This window comes from Bacteroides pyogenes, from assembly GCF_014196225.1.
In the GTDB taxonomy this organism is placed as follows: domain Bacteria; phylum Bacteroidota; class Bacteroidia; order Bacteroidales; family Bacteroidaceae; genus Bacteroides; species Bacteroides pyogenes_A.
Map to the genome: position 1 here is coordinate 39,802 of NZ_JACIDI010000014.1, position 17,850 is coordinate 57,651.

At 43.5% G+C, this 17,850-nt stretch carries 16 protein-coding genes; all 16 read right to left on the reverse strand.

The annotated features are described in order from the left end of the window. Positions 1–825 (reverse strand): 50S ribosomal protein L2, encoded by an 825-nt coding sequence (gene rplB / locus GGR07_RS09905; RefSeq protein WP_021645857.1) that lies wholly within the window; start codon positions 823–825, stop codon positions 1–3. Positions 826–830: 5 nt separating this feature from the next. Then, entirely contained in the window at positions 831–1,121 is a 291-nt protein-coding gene (gene rplW, locus GGR07_RS09910) for a 50S ribosomal protein L23 (RefSeq protein ID WP_021645856.1), read from the reverse strand. A 16-nt stretch (positions 1,122–1,137) separates the two neighbouring features. Then, complete coding sequence (rplD, locus tag GGR07_RS09915) at positions 1,138–1,764, reverse strand: 50S ribosomal protein L4 (RefSeq protein WP_021645855.1); 627 nt, start codon at positions 1,762–1,764, stop codon at positions 1,138–1,140. Next, entirely contained in the window at positions 1,764–2,381 is a 618-nt protein-coding gene (rplC, locus tag GGR07_RS09920; protein ID WP_021645854.1) for a 50S ribosomal protein L3, read from the reverse strand. Before rplC ends, rplD begins: the two co-directional genes overlap by 1 nt. Positions 2,382–2,399: 18 nt before the next feature. Beyond that, positions 2,400–2,705 carry a 30S ribosomal protein S10 gene (gene rpsJ / locus GGR07_RS09925; RefSeq protein ID WP_002558075.1) on the reverse strand — a complete coding sequence of 102 codons (306 nt, stop codon included), beginning with the start codon at positions 2,703–2,705 and terminating at the stop codon, positions 2,400–2,402. Positions 2,706–2,785: 80 nt separating this feature from the next. Continuing rightward, positions 2,786–4,903, reverse strand: a complete 2,118-nt coding sequence (gene fusA / locus GGR07_RS09930) for an elongation factor G (protein WP_021645853.1) — start codon at positions 4,901–4,903, stop codon at positions 2,786–2,788. 45 nt (positions 4,904–4,948) lie between these two features. After that, the gene (gene rpsG, locus GGR07_RS09935) at positions 4,949–5,425 is read right to left on the reverse strand and encodes a 30S ribosomal protein S7 (RefSeq protein WP_005791536.1); all 477 of its coding nucleotides are present in this window, start codon (positions 5,423–5,425) and stop codon (positions 4,949–4,951) included. Positions 5,426–5,569: 144 nt separating this feature from the next. Further along, the gene (rpsL, locus tag GGR07_RS09940) at positions 5,570–5,971 is read right to left on the reverse strand and encodes a 30S ribosomal protein S12 (protein ID WP_005675419.1); all 402 of its coding nucleotides are present in this window, start codon (positions 5,969–5,971) and stop codon (positions 5,570–5,572) included. A 136-nt stretch (positions 5,972–6,107) separates the two neighbouring features. Beyond that, positions 6,108–6,416: a DUF3467 domain-containing protein gene (locus tag GGR07_RS09945; RefSeq protein ID WP_021645852.1), complete on the reverse strand. Its 309-nt coding sequence runs from the start codon at positions 6,414–6,416 to the stop codon at positions 6,108–6,110. 455 nt (positions 6,417–6,871) lie between these two features. Further along, positions 6,872–11,155: a DNA-directed RNA polymerase subunit beta' gene (rpoC, locus tag GGR07_RS09950; RefSeq protein WP_122056387.1), complete on the reverse strand. Its 4,284-nt coding sequence runs from the start codon at positions 11,153–11,155 to the stop codon at positions 6,872–6,874. A gap of 57 nt (positions 11,156–11,212) precedes the next feature. After that, a complete protein-coding gene (gene rpoB, locus GGR07_RS09955) occupies positions 11,213–15,025 on the reverse strand; it encodes a DNA-directed RNA polymerase subunit beta (RefSeq protein WP_021645849.1) in 3,813 nt (1,270 codons plus the stop codon). 104 nt (positions 15,026–15,129) lie between these two features. After that, entirely contained in the window at positions 15,130–15,504 is a 375-nt protein-coding gene (gene rplL, locus GGR07_RS09960) for a 50S ribosomal protein L7/L12 (RefSeq protein ID WP_002558082.1), read from the reverse strand. A gap of 46 nt (positions 15,505–15,550) precedes the next feature. Continuing rightward, the gene (gene rplJ, locus GGR07_RS09965; protein ID WP_021645848.1) at positions 15,551–16,069 is read right to left on the reverse strand and encodes a 50S ribosomal protein L10; all 519 of its coding nucleotides are present in this window, start codon (positions 16,067–16,069) and stop codon (positions 15,551–15,553) included. Between the two features lie 15 nt (positions 16,070–16,084). Further along, positions 16,085–16,783 carry a 50S ribosomal protein L1 gene (gene rplA, locus GGR07_RS09970; RefSeq protein ID WP_021645847.1) on the reverse strand — a complete coding sequence of 233 codons (699 nt, stop codon included), beginning with the start codon at positions 16,781–16,783 and terminating at the stop codon, positions 16,085–16,087. 12 nt (positions 16,784–16,795) lie between these two features. Next, positions 16,796–17,242, reverse strand: a complete 447-nt coding sequence (gene rplK, locus GGR07_RS09975; protein WP_021645846.1) for a 50S ribosomal protein L11 — start codon at positions 17,240–17,242, stop codon at positions 16,796–16,798. A gap of 63 nt (positions 17,243–17,305) precedes the next feature. Continuing rightward, positions 17,306–17,848, reverse strand: coding sequence for a transcription termination/antitermination protein NusG (nusG, locus tag GGR07_RS09980; protein ID WP_021645845.1), 543 nt, complete (start codon positions 17,846–17,848; stop codon positions 17,306–17,308). Positions 17,849–17,850 lie beyond the last annotated feature (2 nt).

Here is a 17,850-nt window from a genome sequence, read left to right on the forward strand (position 1 = left end):
TTACTTTTTTCTTCTCTCAATAATGTACTTAGACGAGTGTTTCTTAGGAGCTCTGGTCTTAAGTCCCTTAGCATACAATCCCTTACGAGATCTCGGGTGACCTCCGGAAGCGCGTCCTTCACCTCCACCCATCGGGTGATCAACGGGGTTCATTACAACACCGCGGTTGCGAGGACGACGTCCCATCCAACGAGAGCGTCCGGCTTTACCTGAGCTTTCCAATCCATGATCCGAATTACCAACGCTACCGATCGTAGCTTTACAAGTGCTAAGAATTTGTCTTACCTCACCTGAAGGCAATTTAACCACACAATATTTTCCCTCACGGGAAGTCAACTGCGCGAAGTTTCCTGCCGATCTTACAAAAGCGGCACCCTGTCCGGGACGCAGTTCGATATTGTGTATTACCGTACCCACAGGGATATTCTGAAGAGGAAGAGCGTTACCAATCTCTGGCGCCGCTGTTTCACCTGACATCAGAGTCGCACCAACTTGCAATCCATTGGGAGCAATAATATATCTTTTTTCTCCATCAGCATAATACAACAAAGCGATCCGAGCCGAACGATTCGGATCGTATTCAATAGTTTTCACAACTGCTGGAACACCGTCTTTATTTCTCTTGAAATCAACAATTCTAATCATCTTTCTGTGACCGCCGCCGATGTAACGCATTGTCATCTTACCTTGGTTGTTACGGCCACCTGATGATTTCTTACCATATACAAGAGACTTTTCTGGTACTGATGCAGTAATTTCTTCGAAAGTACCAATAATTTTATGTCTTTGCCCCGGTGTTGTGGGCTTTAATTTACGTACTGCCATTTCTTTTAAATATTGCTATAAAAATCAATAGTATCTCCTTCTTTCAATGTCACGACTGCTTTTTTGAAAGCATTCGTACGGCCATTGATAAGACCGGCTTTCGTATAGCGGCTCTTATTTTTCCCAGCATACGTAGCTGTGTTTACATCAACTACAGTAACATTGTAAAGGGTCTCAACTTCTTTCTTAATTTCCAGTTTGTTAGCTTCAGGACGCACGATAAAGCCGAAACGATTCAGCTTATCTGTTATTGCAGTCATCTTCTCTGTCACCAACGGTTTAATAATAATTCCCATTATTTAAGCCTCCTTTTTAAATTAAGATATTGTCAATAGCCTTCAGAGAGTTTTCTGTAAGCAGAAGAACCCCAGCATCCAATACTCTGTAAGTATTTAATCCTGAGATAGTCTGAACATTTGCTCCCTTTATGTTACGAGCCGACAAATATACGTTTTTATTTGCTTCCGGTAAAATCATAAGTAGCTTTTTATCAGAAACTTTAAGATTTTTTGTCATAGCAATGAAATCTTTTGTCTTGGGAGCCTCAAAAGTGAAGTCTTCCAGAACAACGATTGCATTGTTTTGAGCTTTGTAAGACAAAGCCGACTTACGAGCCAATGCCTTTACTTTCTTATTCAATTTGAAGTAGTAATCTCTTGGCTTCGGACCGAAAACACGTCCACCACCAACGAGTACGGGCGAATTCATATCACCACGGCGTGCTCCGCCGCCGCCTTTCTGACGACCGATCTTACGGGTAGAACCTGTGATTTCGCTTCTTTCTTTTGATTTATGAGTGCCCTGACGCTGATTGGCCATAAACTGCTTCACATCCAAATAGATAGCATGGTCGTTGGGCTCAATTCCGAAGATAGATTCGTTTAACGTAACCTTTCTCCCGGTGTCTTCACCTTTAATGTTATATACGTTAACTTCCATTATTTCTCAATTATTACGATTGAACCTTTGCAACCAGGGATAGAACCTTTAATCAAAAGAAGGTTGTGTTCCGCGATTACTTTTAATACCTGTAAGTTTTGAATAGTGACTCTGTCACCTCCAAGCCGTCCACCCATACGCATTCCTTTGAATACTTTAGCAGGATAAGAACATGCACCGATAGAACCCGGCTTACGAGCACGATTGTGCTGACCGTGCGTAGACTGACCTACACCGCCAAATCCGTGTCTTTTAACTACACCTTGGAAACCTTTACCTTTCGAAGTTCCAACCACATCGACAAAGCTCGTGTCGTTGAACAGCTCTACGGTAACAGTATCACCCAGATTCAACTCTGTTTCAAACTCTTTGAACTCAGCCAAGTGTCTCTTTGGAGTTACTCCGGCTTTTTTGAAGTGACCCATCAGTGGTTTCGTCGTATGTTTCTCTTTTTTGTCCTGGAAACCCAACTGAACAGCTGCATAGCCATCTTTCTCTACGGTCTTAACCTGAGTAACAACACAAGGACCTGCTTCGATAACAGTGCATGGTACATTCTTACCATCGGCACTGAAAACGGATGTCATTCCGATTTTTTTTCCTAATAATCCTGGCATTTCACTAATTTTTAATTATCAAACTTTAATTTCTACTTCTACACCACTCGGCAGTTCCAGCTTCATCAGAGCGTCGACGGTTTTAGCGGTTGAGCTGTAAATATCGATCAATCTCTTGTAAGAAGAGAGTTCAAACTGTTCGCGCGACTTTTTGTTAACGAAAGTCGAACGGTTCACGGTAAAGATACGTTTGTGCGTAGGCAGAGGAATAGGACCGCTAACAATGGCACCTGTAGCCTTTACTGTTCTTACAATCTTCTCAGCCGACTTGTCAACCAAGTTGTGGTCGTAAGATTTCAATTTAATTCTAATTTTCTGACTCATTACAGTTTTTAATTAAGTATTTTATAAAATGATATAAAGCGGCAGGCTAAGAGTCATTCGCTAGCCTGCTGCTTTTGTTTTTACAGTAAATCCGCACGCCCTTTCACTTCATCCAATACTGCCTTAGCAATAGAGGTAGACACTTGGGCATGGTGAGAGTAAGTCATTGAAGAAGTTGCACGACCGGAGGTAATTGTACGTAATGCTGTTACGTAACCAAACATTTCAGCCAGCGGAACCAATGCTTTCACAATACGGGCACCCGAACGGCTTGACTCCATACCTTCTACCTGACCACGGCGTTTGTTCAAGTCACCGATTACGTCACCCATATTCTCTTCCGGAGTAACAACCTCCAGTCTCATAATAGGCTCCATCAATACAGGGCCTGCCTTGGCACAAGCGTTCTTGTAAGCTTGGATGGCACAAATTTCAAACGACAACTGGTCTGAGTCAACCGGGTGGAATGAACCATCGACCAACGTCACCTTCAGCGAATCTAAAGGATATCCGGCCAACACACCGTTCTTCATTGCTGTAGCAAAACCTTTCTGAACAGAAGGGATAAACTCTTTGGGAATGTTACCGCCTTTCACTTCATCTACAAACTGCAGGCCGCCCAGAGTAAAGTCTTCGTCAACAGGACCGATGTTCACAATGATATCGGCAAACTTACCGCGTCCACCAGACTGTTTCTTGTACACTTCGCGCAAGTTAACGGTCTTCGTGATTGCTTCTTTGTAATTTACCTGAGGTTTACCTTGATTACATTCAACTTTGAACTCACGCTTCAGACGGTCGATAATGATATCCAAGTGAAGCTCACCCATACCAGAGATGATAGTCTGTCCGGTTTGTTCGTCACTTCTTACGGTAAATGTCGGATCTTCCTCTGCCAATTTCGCCAAACCGTTAGAAAGCTTATCCATATCTTTTTGAGTTTTCGGCTCGACGGCGATACCGATAACCGGTTCGGGGAAGTCCATTGATTCCAGTACAATCGGAGCCGACTCGTCACATAATGTATCCCCTGTGCGTATATCTTTAAAGCCTACGCCTGCACCAATATCACCTGCACCGATTACTTCAACCGGATTCTGCTTGTTTGAGTGCATCTGGAACAAACGGGAAACACGTTCTTTTTTACCTGAGCGAGAGTTGTAAACATAAGAGCCTGCTTCTACTTTACCAGAATATACACGGAAAAAAGTCAAGCGACCTACATACGGGTCGGTAGCAATCTTAAATGCCAAAGCGGAAGTTTTTTCTTCGTCACTCGGCTTGCGGTCTTCTTCAGCTCCCGTATCCGGATTTGTACCGACTACATTCTCTGTATCCAACGGAGAAGGCAAGAAAGCGCAAACATAATCGAGCAATGTCTGAACACCTTTGTTTTTGAAAGAAGAGCCACAAAGCATCGGGACAACAGCCATCTGAACAGTTGCATTCCGGAGTGCTCTCAACACTTCTTCTTCCGTAATAGTAGAAGGATCGTCGAAATATTTCTCCATCAAAGCATCGTCGAACTCGGCTACTTTTTCAAGCATTTTATCTCTCCATTCATTGGCTTCATCAACGAGGTCGGCGGGAACTTCTTCTACAGAATAATCGGCCCCCATAGTTTCATCGTGCCAATAGATAGCTTTCATCTTGATCAGATCAACCAATCCCTTGAAGTTTTCTTCGGCTCCGATAGGCACGACAATAGGACAAGGGTTAGCCCCCAAAATTTCTTTCATCTGGCGAACAACTTCGAAGAAATCAGCGCCCGAACGGTCCATTTTGTTTACGTATGCGATACGGGGAACATTATATTTGTCAGCCTGACGCCATACTGTTTCCGATTGAGGCTCCACACCGCCCACAGCGCAGTAAGTAGCTACAGCACCATCAAGCACGCGCAAAGAGCGCTCCACCTCAGCAGTAAAGTCAACGTGTCCCGGAGTGTCGATCAAATTGATCTTATAAGTATTGCCTGCATATTTCCAACGGGTAGTCGTAGCAGCAGATGTAATAGTGATACCACGTTCCTGCTCCTGAGCCATCCAGTCCATAGTAGCCGTACCATCATGTGTTTCACCGATCTTATGAGTCAAACCGGTATAGAAAAGGATACGTTCGGAAGTTGTGGTTTTCCCGGCATCAATGTGAGCCATGATACCGATATTACGAGTCAATAATAAATCTTGCTTTGCCATTTTATTCTTTCTACTTTAAGTTTATTTATTCGTATTCTTATAGCATTAGAATCTAAAATGAGCAAATGCGCGGTTAGCTTCGGCCATTCTGTGCATATCTTCTTTACGTTTGAACGCACCGCCCTGTTCGTTAAAGGCATCCATGATTTCAGCTGCCAACTTGTCTGCCATTGATTTTCCACCTCTCTTGCGAGCAAACAGAATCAGATTCTTCATAGAAATCGATTCTTTGCGGTCGGGGCGGATTTCTGTAGGTACTTGGAAAGTTGCACCACCTACGCGACGAGATTTTACTTCTACTTGAGGAGTTACATTGTCCAACGCTTTTTTCCAGATTTCAAGGGCAGTTTTTTCTTCGTTAGGAAGTTTTGCCTTCACTGTTTCTAAAGCGGCATAAAAGATTTCATAAGAAGTGTTCTTTTTGCCATCATACATTAAATGGTTTACGAACTTGGAAACCTTTTGGTCATTAAACACGGGATCCGGAAGGATGACGCGTTTCTTTGGTTTAGCTTTTCTCATTTGTCTGAAAAATAATGTTTTTGTTCTTGGTTGTCTACCTCTTGACTTCTTCAACTCTCCCTCCGGAAAATTTACTCAACCTTTAGCATCTCCAACAAACTAAAACGAAAGTTATTACTTAAAAATTAATTGGGGTCTTAATCCTTATTTTTTCTTTGCCGGTGCTGCTTGTCCCGGTTTCGGACGCTTAGCTCCGTACTTAGAACGTCTTTGAGTACGACCGGCAACACCTGCTGTATCAAGTGTACCGCGCACGATGTGATAACGTACACCCGGAAGGTCTTTCACACGACCGCCGCGTACCAAAACGATTGAGTGTTCCTGCAAGTTGTGTCCCTCGCCCGGAATGTATGAGTTCACCTCTTTTTGGTTTGTCAAACGCACACGAGCTACTTTACGCATCGCAGAATTCGGCTTTTTAGGAGTAGTAGTATATACTCTCACACAAACGCCACGTCTTTGAGGACATGAGTCTAAGGCCGGAGATTTGCTTTTCTCCACCAACACTTCGCGTCCTTTTCTTACTAATTGCTGAATTGTAGGCATTTTAATTGTTTTTAAATTTATATTGTTGTTATATTAATTTCGTAACTATACATTTTGGGCTGCAAAAATACGAATAAAAATTGGAAATTCAATGCGCTACAATCTTTTTTTATTTTTTAATACATATAAGATTTTCTTACGCTTCACCTCTTATACCCGCCAGCGGGGATAAATTGGAGTCATCCGGAAGTCGTATCGGTCCGAATGTATGTTCATATTTCGATATATTATCTTCCAAAGCTTGCAATAACCGCTTAGCATGCTCGGGCGCCAAAATCAAGCGGGACTGAACATTTGCCTTAGGCATACCGGGCATCACGCGTATAAAATCAAGTATGAACTCTGAACTTGAATGAGAGATGATGGCTAAATTGGAATATGTTCCCAATGCCACCTCTTCTTTCAACTCAATCTGTAACTGATCATTGTTGTTTTGCTCTTCCATTTTTTACAGTTTAATTAAAGGTATTCTGCAAAATAACACAAAATATTTGAGACTACAGCTGTTTGGATACAAAGTAAATGGTGAAAAAGAAAATCTAAAACATAGCGGACTCTTAAAAAAACACGGCGGGCTTTGAAAAAAACACGGCGGGCTTTGAAATCAAACACGCTGATGTTTGGAACCAAAGGCGGCGGGCTTTGAGAAAGCCGTGACGAAGCACTTCTTGGCTTCGAGATTTTGAAAGAAATCGGCACATAGAAGCTTTTAAAAGAACGCATCAGGCGAATCATCGATATGAATAGTCCTAATAATGCGGTCGGTACAATAAAAAAACAACATGCAGGGTTATTTCTATCCAGATAATAGATTTCTTCTCTTTACTTCCTGAAAAAAAGGCGGAGCAATTGCCTTTATATAAGCAATCGCCCCGCCTTGATGCAGTAAATCGGATTATATTATTCTACCTCATTGTAATCAAGTACCGTTTTCTTGTTTGCCAAGATACGGTCGTACTCTTCTTTCGAACCCACAATAATCTTCTCAAACTCACGCAAACCTGTGCCGGCAGGAATCAAATGGCCACAGATTACATTTTCTTTCATTCCTTCAAGTTTATCAACTTTGCCGTTGATGGCAGCTTCATTCAACACCTTAGTAGTTTCCTGGAAGGAAGCGGCCGACATAAAGCTTGAAGTCTGCAACGCGGCACGTGTGATACCTTGAAGAATTTGAGTGGAGGTTGCAGCTACGGCATCACGTACTTCAACAAGACGTAAATCGCGACGCTTCAACATACTGTTCTCATCGCGCAATTTACGGGCAGTAACAATCTGCCCCGGTTGCAGATTCTGAGAGTCGCCTGCGTCTACTACTACTTTCTTCCCCCAGATACGATCGTTCTCTTCCATAAATTCCAACTTGTCCACCACTTGTTGCTCCAAGAAGCGAGTATCACCCGGTTCTTCGATCTGCACCTTACGCATCATCTGACGGACGATGATCTCGAAGTGTTTGTCGTTAATCTTCACACCCTGCAAACGGTACACATCCTGAACCTCGTTCACAATGTATTCCTGTACGGCAGTAGGACCCTTGATAGCCAGAATGTCGGCAGGAGTAATAGCTCCATCAGACAACGGAGTGCCGGCGCGAACATAATCGTTTTCTTGCACCAGAATCTGCTTAGACAATGCTACAAGGTACTTCTTCACTTCACCGGTTTTCGATGTAACAACGATTTCGCGATTACCACGTTTTATTTTCCCCATTGTCACCTCGCCGTCGATCTCGGAAACGATAGCCGGATTGGACGGATTACGCGCCTCGAACAGTTCGGTCACACGTGGAAGACCACCGGTAATGTCACCGGCCTTACCTACGGCACGCGGAATTTTCACAATTACTTCACCGGCTTTCACTTTCTGACCGTTTTCCACAATCACGTGACCACCTACTGGTAAGTTATAGGTACGAATCAGCTCTCCGTCTTCCGTCAAGATATGAGCCGAAGGCATCTTGGCTTTATCTTTCGACTCAATGATAATAATCTCGCGAAGACCGGTAGCTTCATCCGATTCAACCTTATAAGTAACATTTTCAATAACGCCTTCGAACTCGATTCTACCGGTAGCCTCCGTTATAATTACAGCATTAAACGGGTCCCACTTGGCGATAAGTTTGCCTTTCTCTACCAGAGCTCCATCGCTTACGTATAACGTCGAACCATAAGGAACGTTGTGGGTAGAAAGAACAATACCGGTATTTACATCTACCGAACGAACTTCGGCCAAACGGCCTACTACGACTTTTGCAGCTTCACCCATTTCATCGACAATATCGACGGTGCGCAACTCTTCGAATTCCAAGCGTGCATCATTCTTTGCCACGATACTTGCGTTGGCCGCAATGTTAGCCGCCGTACCACCGGCATGGAAAGTACGGAGTGTCAACTGTGTACCCGGTTCGCCGATAGATTGTGCTGCAATCACCCCTACGGCCTCTCCTTTTTGTACCATCCGGCTTGTAGCCAGATTACGTCCGTAGCATTTTGCACAAACACCTCTCTTCGCTTCGCAAGTCAATACCGAACGAATTTCAACACTTTCAATCGGTGAGAGCTGAATCTTCTTGGCAACCTCTTCCGTAATCTCTTCACCGCCTGCAACGATCAGCTCGCCTGTAGTAGGATGAATAATGTCATGAACGGAAACACGTCCCAAGATACGTTCATATAGGGTAGCAATCACTTCGTCGTTGCTCTTGAGGTCTGTGCAAACCAATCCGCGAAGTGTTCCGCAATCCTCTTCGGTAATAATCACATCGTGAGAAACATCGACCAGACGCCGAGTCAAATATCCGGCATCGGCAGTCTTCAACGCTGTATCGGCCAAACCTTTACGGGCACCGTGGGTGGAAATAAAATATTCCAATACCGAAAGGCCTTCTTTAAAGTTCGACAAAATGGGATTTTCAATAATCTGACCGCCTTCTGCACCTGCTTTCTGCGGCTTCGCCATCAAACCACGCATACCCGATAACTGACGAATCTGCTCCTTAGAACCACGGGCACCGGAGTCAAGCATCATATATACGGAATTGAATCCTTGGTCGTCCGACGAAATAGTTCTCATTAATATATTGGACAGCTCAGCATTTACGTGCGTCCATATATCAATCACCTGATTATAACGTTCGTTATTTGTGATGAAACCCATGTTATAGTTATTCACCACTTGCTCTACTTCGTCATAACCTTTTTGCACCAGTGCCTCTTTCTCTTCTGGGATAATAATATCTCCCAAGTTGAACGAAAGGCCACCTTTGAATGCCATGTGATATCCCAGATTCTTGATTCCGTCGAGGAACTCGGCAGCTTTGGAAACACCGCATACCTTAATTACGTTGCTAATGATGTCGCGCAAAGATTTCTTCGAAATAATCTCGTTGATATATCCTGCTTCAGGGGGAACAATCTCGTTCACAATCACGCGCCCTACAGAGGTTTCACGCATTACATCCACAATATTGCCGTTTTCGTCGATATCTTTTACAACGACTTTAACGGGCGCATGAATATCCACCTTCCCTTCATTATATGCAATCAATGCTTCTTCAGGACCATAGAACGTTAAACCTTCGCCTTTCGCTCCGGCGCGCAACTTGGTGATATAATACAAACCAAGTACCATATCCTGTGCAGGCACTGTAATCGGCGCTCCATTGGCAGGGTTCAGGATATTATGAGATTGCAGCATCAGCATCTGCGCTTCCAAAATAGCTTCATTGCTCAACGGCAGGTGAACCGCCATCTGGTCGCCGTCAAAGTCGGCATTAAATGCCGTACATGCCAATGGATGCAACTGGATAGCCTTTCCTTCGATCATCTTGGGCTGGAAGGCCTGAATACCCAAACGGTGCAACGTCGGGGCACGGTTCAATAGTACCGGATGACCCTTCATCACATGTTCCAAGATATCCCAGATTACCGGTTCCTTACGATCTACGATTTTTTTGGCAGATTTCACCGTCTTCACAATGCCGCGTTCAATCAGCTTGCGAATGATAAACGGCTTATACAGTTCGGCTGCCATTAACTTCGGAATACCGCATTCGCCCATCTTAAGCTCCGGGCCAACCACAATAACCGAACGAGCCGAATAATCGACACGCTTACCCAACAGATTCTGACGGAAACGTCCTTGTTTACCCTTCAAGCTGTCGGACAAAGATTTCAGCGGACGATTCGCGTCTGTCTTAACAGCGCTTGATTTACGTGAGTTGTCAAACAAGGAATCCACCGATTCTTGAAGCATACGTTTCTCATTGCGGAGAATTACCTCCGGCGCCTTAATCTCAATCAGTCTTTTCAAGCGATTATTACGAATAATCACGCGACGATAGAGATCATTCAAATCGGATGTCGCAAAACGTCCGCCATCCAGCGGCACCAACGGACGAAGTTCGGGCGGGATAACGGGCACCACACGCACAATCATCCACTCAGGTTTGTTACGTCCACGCGACACGCGGAACGACTCAACAACCTGAAGACGCTTCAAAGCCTCATTCTTACGTTGCTGTGAAGCATCGTTACCCGCACGGTGGCGCAACTCGTACGATAAAGCATCCAAATCAAGACGGGCCAAAAGGTCGTAGATCGCTTCAGCCCCCATTTTTGCAACAAACTTGTTGGGATCGTTATCTTCAAGATATTGATTGTCTTTAGGAAGAGTATCCAGAATATCCAAATATTCTTCTTCCGAAAGCAAGTCATATTCGGCAATACCGTCTTCGGCCTTTACACCGGGCTGAATAACAACATATCGTTCGTAATATATGATCGAATCCAGTTTCTTTGTCGGCAATCCCAGCAAATAACCTATCTTATTAGGAAGCGAACGGAAATACCAGATGTGTGCCACCGGCACCACCAGCTGGATATGTCCCATACGTTCGCGCCGTACTTTCTTTTCTGTAACTTCTACACCACAACGATCGCAGACGATACCTTTATAACGGATACGTTTGTATTTTCCGCAATGGCATTCATAATCCTTGATAGGACCAAAAATACGTTCACAGAACAAACCATCGCGTTCCGGCTTGTACGTACGGTAATTAATGGTTTCAGGCTTCAAAACTTCACCACTCGAATTCTCAAGGATTTCTTCCGGAGAAGCCAGTCCTATCGAAATTTTCGAGAAATTACTTTTCGTCTTATTTTCTTTTCTAAAAGCCATACTCTTATTTTAATTGAAAAATAAAAATTCAAAATTGGGGAATTATCTGCTTGTTCGTTATTCCAAGTTTACACTTAGACCCAAACCTCTCAATTCGTGCAGCAATACGTTCAACGATTCCGGTATGCCGGGTTGCGGCATAGGCTCACCTTTCACAATGGCTTCATAAGCCTTAGAACGTCCTATTACGTCATCCGACTTGATCGTTAGTATTTCTTGCAGAATATGAGCAGCGCCGAAACCTTCAAGCGCCCAAACCTCCATTTCTCCGAAACGCTGACCACCAAACTGTGCTTTACCTCCAAGAGGCTGTTGGGTAATCAAAGAATACGGACCTATAGAACGGGCGTGCATCTTATCTTCAACCATATGTCCCAACTTCAACATATAAGTTACCCCTACAGTCGCCGGTTGGTCGAATTGCTCACCGGTTCCGCCATCGCAAAGATAAGTCTTGCAATAACGGGGCAGACCTGCTTTGTCAGTCCACTCATTCAAATCCTCCATAGTGGCCCCATCAAAAATCGGAGTAGCGAATTTAACCCCCAATGTCTTTCCTGCACGTCCCAATACCGCCTCAAAAATCTGGCCGATATTCATACGCGAAGGTACGCCCAACGGGTTTAAAACAATATCTACCGGAGTGCCATCCGCCAAGAATGGCATATCTTCCTGACGCACGACACGCGAAACAATACCTTTGTTACCGTGACGACCGGCCATCTTATCACCAACGCCGATCTTACGTTTCTTGGCAATGTAAACTTTAGCCATTTGGATAATGCCTGCAGGAAGCTCATCGCCTATCGTAATAGCAAATTTCTTACGTTTCAATTCAGCATCCAACTCTTTGTACTTCTTGATGAAGTTCATTACCAGATCGCGAATCATACCGTTGGTATGCGCATCGTTGGTCCAGTTGCTTAGCTGAATGGAAGTAAAGTCAAGCGAATCAAAATCGGATGCAGCAAACTTAGCGCCTTTGGCTACGACATCCGCACCCAGATAATCTTTCACACCTTGAGAGACTTTGCCTTCCGTCAAGATCATCAGTTTCTTGATAAGAATATGCTTCAATTCTGCTACTTGAGATTCAAATTCATCGTCAATCTTAGGAAGCAAGGCTTTATCGGCAAGTTTGGAACTACGGTTCTTCACTACGCGAGAGAATAATTTCTTATCAATGACAACACCTTTCAGAGACGGAGAAGCTTTCAAGGAAGCGTCTTTCACATCACCCGCTTTGTCACCAAAGATTGCACGCAACAATTTCTCTTCCGGTGAGGGGTCGGATTCACCTTTCGGCGTAATCTTACCGATCATAATATCACCCGGTTCAATACGAGCCCCGATTCTTACAATACCGTTCTCATCAAGGTCTTTGGTAGCTTCTTCGCTAACATTAGGGATATCGGAAGTTAACTCTTCCATACCTCGTTTGGTCTCACGAACCTCCAGAGAATATTCTTCCACATGAACAGATGTCAACAGGTCTTCGCGCACCACACGCTCATTCAAAACGATGGCATCCTCATAGTTATACCCTTTCCAAGGCATATAGGCCACCAAAAGGTTCTTACCCAAAGCCAATTCGCCGTTTTCCGTAGAATAACCCTCCGTCAGGATATCTCCTTTCTTCACGCGCTGACCTTTATCGCAAACCGGGCGCAAGTCAATCGTCATGTTTTGATTGGTCTTACGGAATTTAGGTATTCTATATTCTTTTAATGCCGGTTCGAAGCTTACAAACTCTTCATCTTCCGTCCGGTCATACAATATACGTATAGTCGTAGCATCTACAAAATCAACCACTCCGTCACCTTCGGCAGTGATCTGAGTACGGGAGTCTCTTACCAATTGGCGTTCGATACCTGTTCCGACAATCGGAGCTTCGCTTCTTAGCAAAGGAACTGCCTGCCGCATCATGTTCGATCCCATCAAAGCACGGTTAGCATCGTCATGTTCCAGAAACGGAATCAACGAAGCAGCAATTGAAGCAATCTGCTGAGGAGAAACATCCATCAAATCAACCTCTCCCGGTTCAACGACGGGGAAGTCTGCATCCTGGCGAGATTTAACTTTATTGCGCACAAATGTACCATCGTCATTCAGCGGAGCGTTTCCTTGCGCAATAACCTTTTCTTCCTCTTCTTCAGCAGTCAGATAAACCAAGCCTTCTGCTGAAAGATCGACTTTAGAATTTTCTACTTTACGGTAAGGAGTTTCAATAAAGCCCAAATCGTTGATCTTCGCAAACACACACAGCGAAGAAATCAATCCGATATTCGGACCTTCAGGAGTCTCGATCGGGCAAAGACGACCGTAGTGCGTATAGTGAACGTCACGAACCTCAAATCCGGCACGTTCGCGGGAAAGTCCTCCGGGACCCAACGCCGACATACGGCGCTTATGCGTAATCTCGGCCAGCGGGTTTGTCTGATCCATGAACTGAGATAAAGCATTTGTACCGAAGAATGAATTGATCACAGAAGAAATAGTTTTCGCGTTGATCAGGTCAATCGGAGTAAACACTTCGTTATCACGTACATTCATGCGCTCACGAATAGTACGGGACATACGTGCTAAACCGACAGCAAACTGATTGGACAGCTGTTCGCCTACCGTACGAACACGACGATTACTCAAGTGGTCGATATCATCTACATCTGCCTTTGAGTTGATCAGTTCAATCAGGTATTTGATAATCTCAATAATATCCTCCTTGGTGAGCACTCGTACATCCATGTCAGTCGAGAGGTTCAACTTCTTGTTGATTCTGTAACGGCCTACATCACCAAGATCATATCTTTTTTCTGAGAAGAACAAGTTATTGATAACCTCCCTTGCACTTGCATCATCTGCCGGATCGGCATTACGCAACTGACGATAAATATAGAGCACGGCCTCCTTTTCTGAGTTACTGGGGTCCTTCTGCAATGTGTTATATATAATAGAAAAGTCCGACTGATTGGGCTCATCTTTGTGCAAAAGAATATTTTGAACACCTGACTCAAGAATCTCAGCCATGTGTTCCTCTTCCAACACAGTCTCGCGATCGATAATAACTTCATTACGTTCGATAGAAACGACTTCTCCGGTATCTTCATCGACGAAATCCTCAATCCATGTTTTCAGCACACGTGCAGCTAACTTACGGCCTAAGGCCTTCTTCAGATTGGTTTTATTTACCTTAACATCTTCTGCAAGATTAAATATTTCCAGAATATCTTTATCGTTTTCAAAGCCTATGGCACGCAATAAGGTTGTCACGGGAAGCTTCTTTTTGCGGTCAATATACGCATACATTACGTTATTGATATCGGTGGCAAACTCAATCCAAGACCCCTTAAATGGAATGATACGGGCCGAATAAAGCTTTGTTCCGTTGGCATGCACGCTCTGCCCGAAGAATACGCCCGGAGAACGGTGAAGTTGCGACACGACTACACGCTCGGCACCATTGATGACAAAAGTAGCCTTGTCAGTCATATAAGGAATCGGGCCGAGGAATACGTCCTGAATCACTGTGTCAAAATCTTCATGATCCGGATCAGTACAGTATAGCTTAAGCTTTGCTTTTAAAGGAACACTATAAGTGAGCCCACGCTCTATACAATCATCAATGGTATAACGCGGCGGATCAATATAATAGTCCAAAAACTCAAGAACAAAATTGTTTCTTGTATCGGCAATGGGGAAGTTTTCAGCAAAGACTTTATATAGCCCCTCATTCCTACGCTTCTCAGGCGGGGTATCCAATTGTAAAAAGTCTTGGAATGACTTCAATTGTACTTCCAGAAAATCCGGATATTCGAGCGGATTCTTAGTCGAAGCAAAATTAACTCTTTGATTTACAGTATTTGAAGACATCTGTCAATGAATTTGGAGAACTTAATTTTAAATATATACACAAAAAGGTTAAGAACCCTCTTTTGAAGGATTCCTAACCGAATCACCTGATTTCCAGGCTAATGTTATTTAAGTTCAACTTCAGCTCCAGCTTCTTCCAATGTTTTTTTCAATGATTCTGCTTCGTCTTTAGCCAAACCTTCTTTTACTACACTAGGAGCACCGTCTACCATGTCTTTAGCTTCTTTCAAACCAAGACCACAAGCTTCCTTAACCGCTTTAACAACCTGAAGTTTAGCTGCACCGGCACTCTTCAATACTACGTCAAAAGAAGTTTTTTCTTCTACCGCAGCAGCACCTGCTGCAGGACCAGCAGCAACAGCCACAGCTGCAGCAGCAGGTTCAATACCGTATTCTTCTTTAAGGATAGTTGCAAGTTCATTAACTTCTTTTACTGTCAAGTTAACTAATTGTTCTGCAAAAGCTTTCAAATCTGCCATTTTTGTATGATTTTAATTGTTTAAATACTTTGTTGATTTTTGAAAATTATTCGGATCTCTCGCCAAGTGTTTTGAGAACTCCGTGAAGGGTGTTACCACCTGATTGAAGAGCAGAAATAACATTTTTGGCCGGTGACTGCAACAATGCAACGATTTCAGCAATAACTTCATTCTTACTCTTAATAGAAACAAGAGCATCCAATTGGTCAGCACCAATATAGAACCCTTCTTCCGCATATGCGGCTTTCAGTCCGGGAATACCATCTTTCGCTTTATCTTTGATAAGTTTTGCGGGAGCATTGGCAGTATCACAGAACATAACAGCCGTAGTTCCTTTCAAAGATGCGTAAAGAGGAGAATAGTCTTCTTCCAAGCTCTCAAGTGCTTTATGAAGCAATGTGTTCTTCACTAACATCAATTTGATGCCAGCTTTGAAACAATCTCTTCTCAGCGCAGTGGTAGCAGCAGCGTTCATTGCTGTGACATCTACCAAGTAGAAGTGACCATATTCCTTTACCGTAGCAGCAATTTGCTCTATAATCGTACTTTTATCTTCCTTTCTCATTATTTCTCTGTTTTATTAAACTTCTTCCACTGATTTCGGGTCTATTTTAATACCCGGACTCATTGTACTAGAAAGATAAATACTCTTAATATATGTACCCTTAGCTGCTGTCGGTTTCAGTTTAATCAGCGTAGAAATAAACTCTTTCGCATTATCGCGAATCTGATCGGCGCTGAATGAAACTTTGCCAATAGAAGTATGAACAATACCGCTCTTATCAACTTTAAAGTCAATCTTACCTTGTTTTACTTCCCGCACAGCTTTAGCAACATCCATAGTCACAGTGCCGCTCTTAGGGTTCGGCATCAATCCGCGAGGACCGAGCACGCGACCGAGCGCACCAATTTTACCCATGATAGACGGCATAGTAATGATTACATCAATATCAGTCCATCCACCTTTGATCTTTTCAATATATTCATCAAGACCAACATGGTCAGCACCAGCTTCTTTTGCAGCAGCTTCAGCATCCGGTGTACAGAGCACCAAAACACGCACTTGCTTACCAGTTCCATGAGGAAGTGAAACAACACCTCTCACCATCTGGTTTGCTTTACGTGGGTCAACTCCTAAACGTACATCAATATCTAATGAGGCATCGAACTTTGTAAAAGTAATCTCTTTTACCAAAGCCGAAGCTTCTTTCAGTGAGTATGCTTTCCCTGCTTCAATTTTCTCTGCAGCCAACTTTTGATTTTTTGTCAGTTTACCCATTACAATTGAAGTTTATTGATTATTAACCGGGAACTCCCCTTTTACAGCGATACCCATACTTCTAGCCGTACCAGCAACCATCTTCATGGCAGCTTCCACTGTAAAACAGTTCAAGTCAACCATTTTGTCCTGAGCGATCGTACGAATCTGTTCCCAAGTAATTTCAGCAACTTTCTTACGGTTAGGCTCAGCAGAACCACTCTTTACCTTAGTTACTTCCAACAATTGAATAGCAACCGGAGGAGTCTTGATTACAAAATCGAAAGACTTATCTGCATAGTAAGTAATAATAACAGGCAAAACTTTGCCTGCCTTGTCTTGGGTTCTGGCATTGAATTGCTTGCAAAACTCCATGATATTTATACCCTTGGAACCCAAAGCCGGTCCAACGGGTGGTGATGGATTTGCAGCGCCTCCTTTAATCTGTAATTTGATTAGTCCAGCAACTTCTTTAGCCATTTTTAAATTGATTTATATATAAACATTAAACGAAGAACAACTACAGTGTAACAATGCTGCACGTTATTCCTTTTCCACTTGCATAAAGCCTAATTCAAGAGGCGTTTTGCGCCCGAATATCTTCACCATGACCTTCAGTTTCTTTTTTTCCGTATTAACTTCTTCAATGATACCACTGAATCCGCTAAAAGGCCCAAAAGTTACTTTTACAGTCTCACCCACTACATACGGGATATTAAGTTCTTCACCCGTCTCCTGGAGTTCGTCTACCGTACCAAGTATACGATTCACTTCTGATTGTCTGAGAGGAACCGGTTTATCGGAACCTCCTAAAAAGCCTATCACATTAGGAGTATTTCGTAGCCGGTGAGCAACCTCACCGACTAAAGCAGCCTCCACCAATACGTAACCAGGGAGATAACTTCTCTCTTTCACAATTTTCTTTCCATTGCGAACCTGATAAACTTTTTCAGTAGGAATCAATACCTGAGACACATATTCACCAAGATCACTGTTCTTCATATCAGCTTCGATATATTCCCGAACCTTGGCTTCTTTACCACTAATAGCACGCAGAACGTACCATTTTTTTTCAATCTCAGCCATTC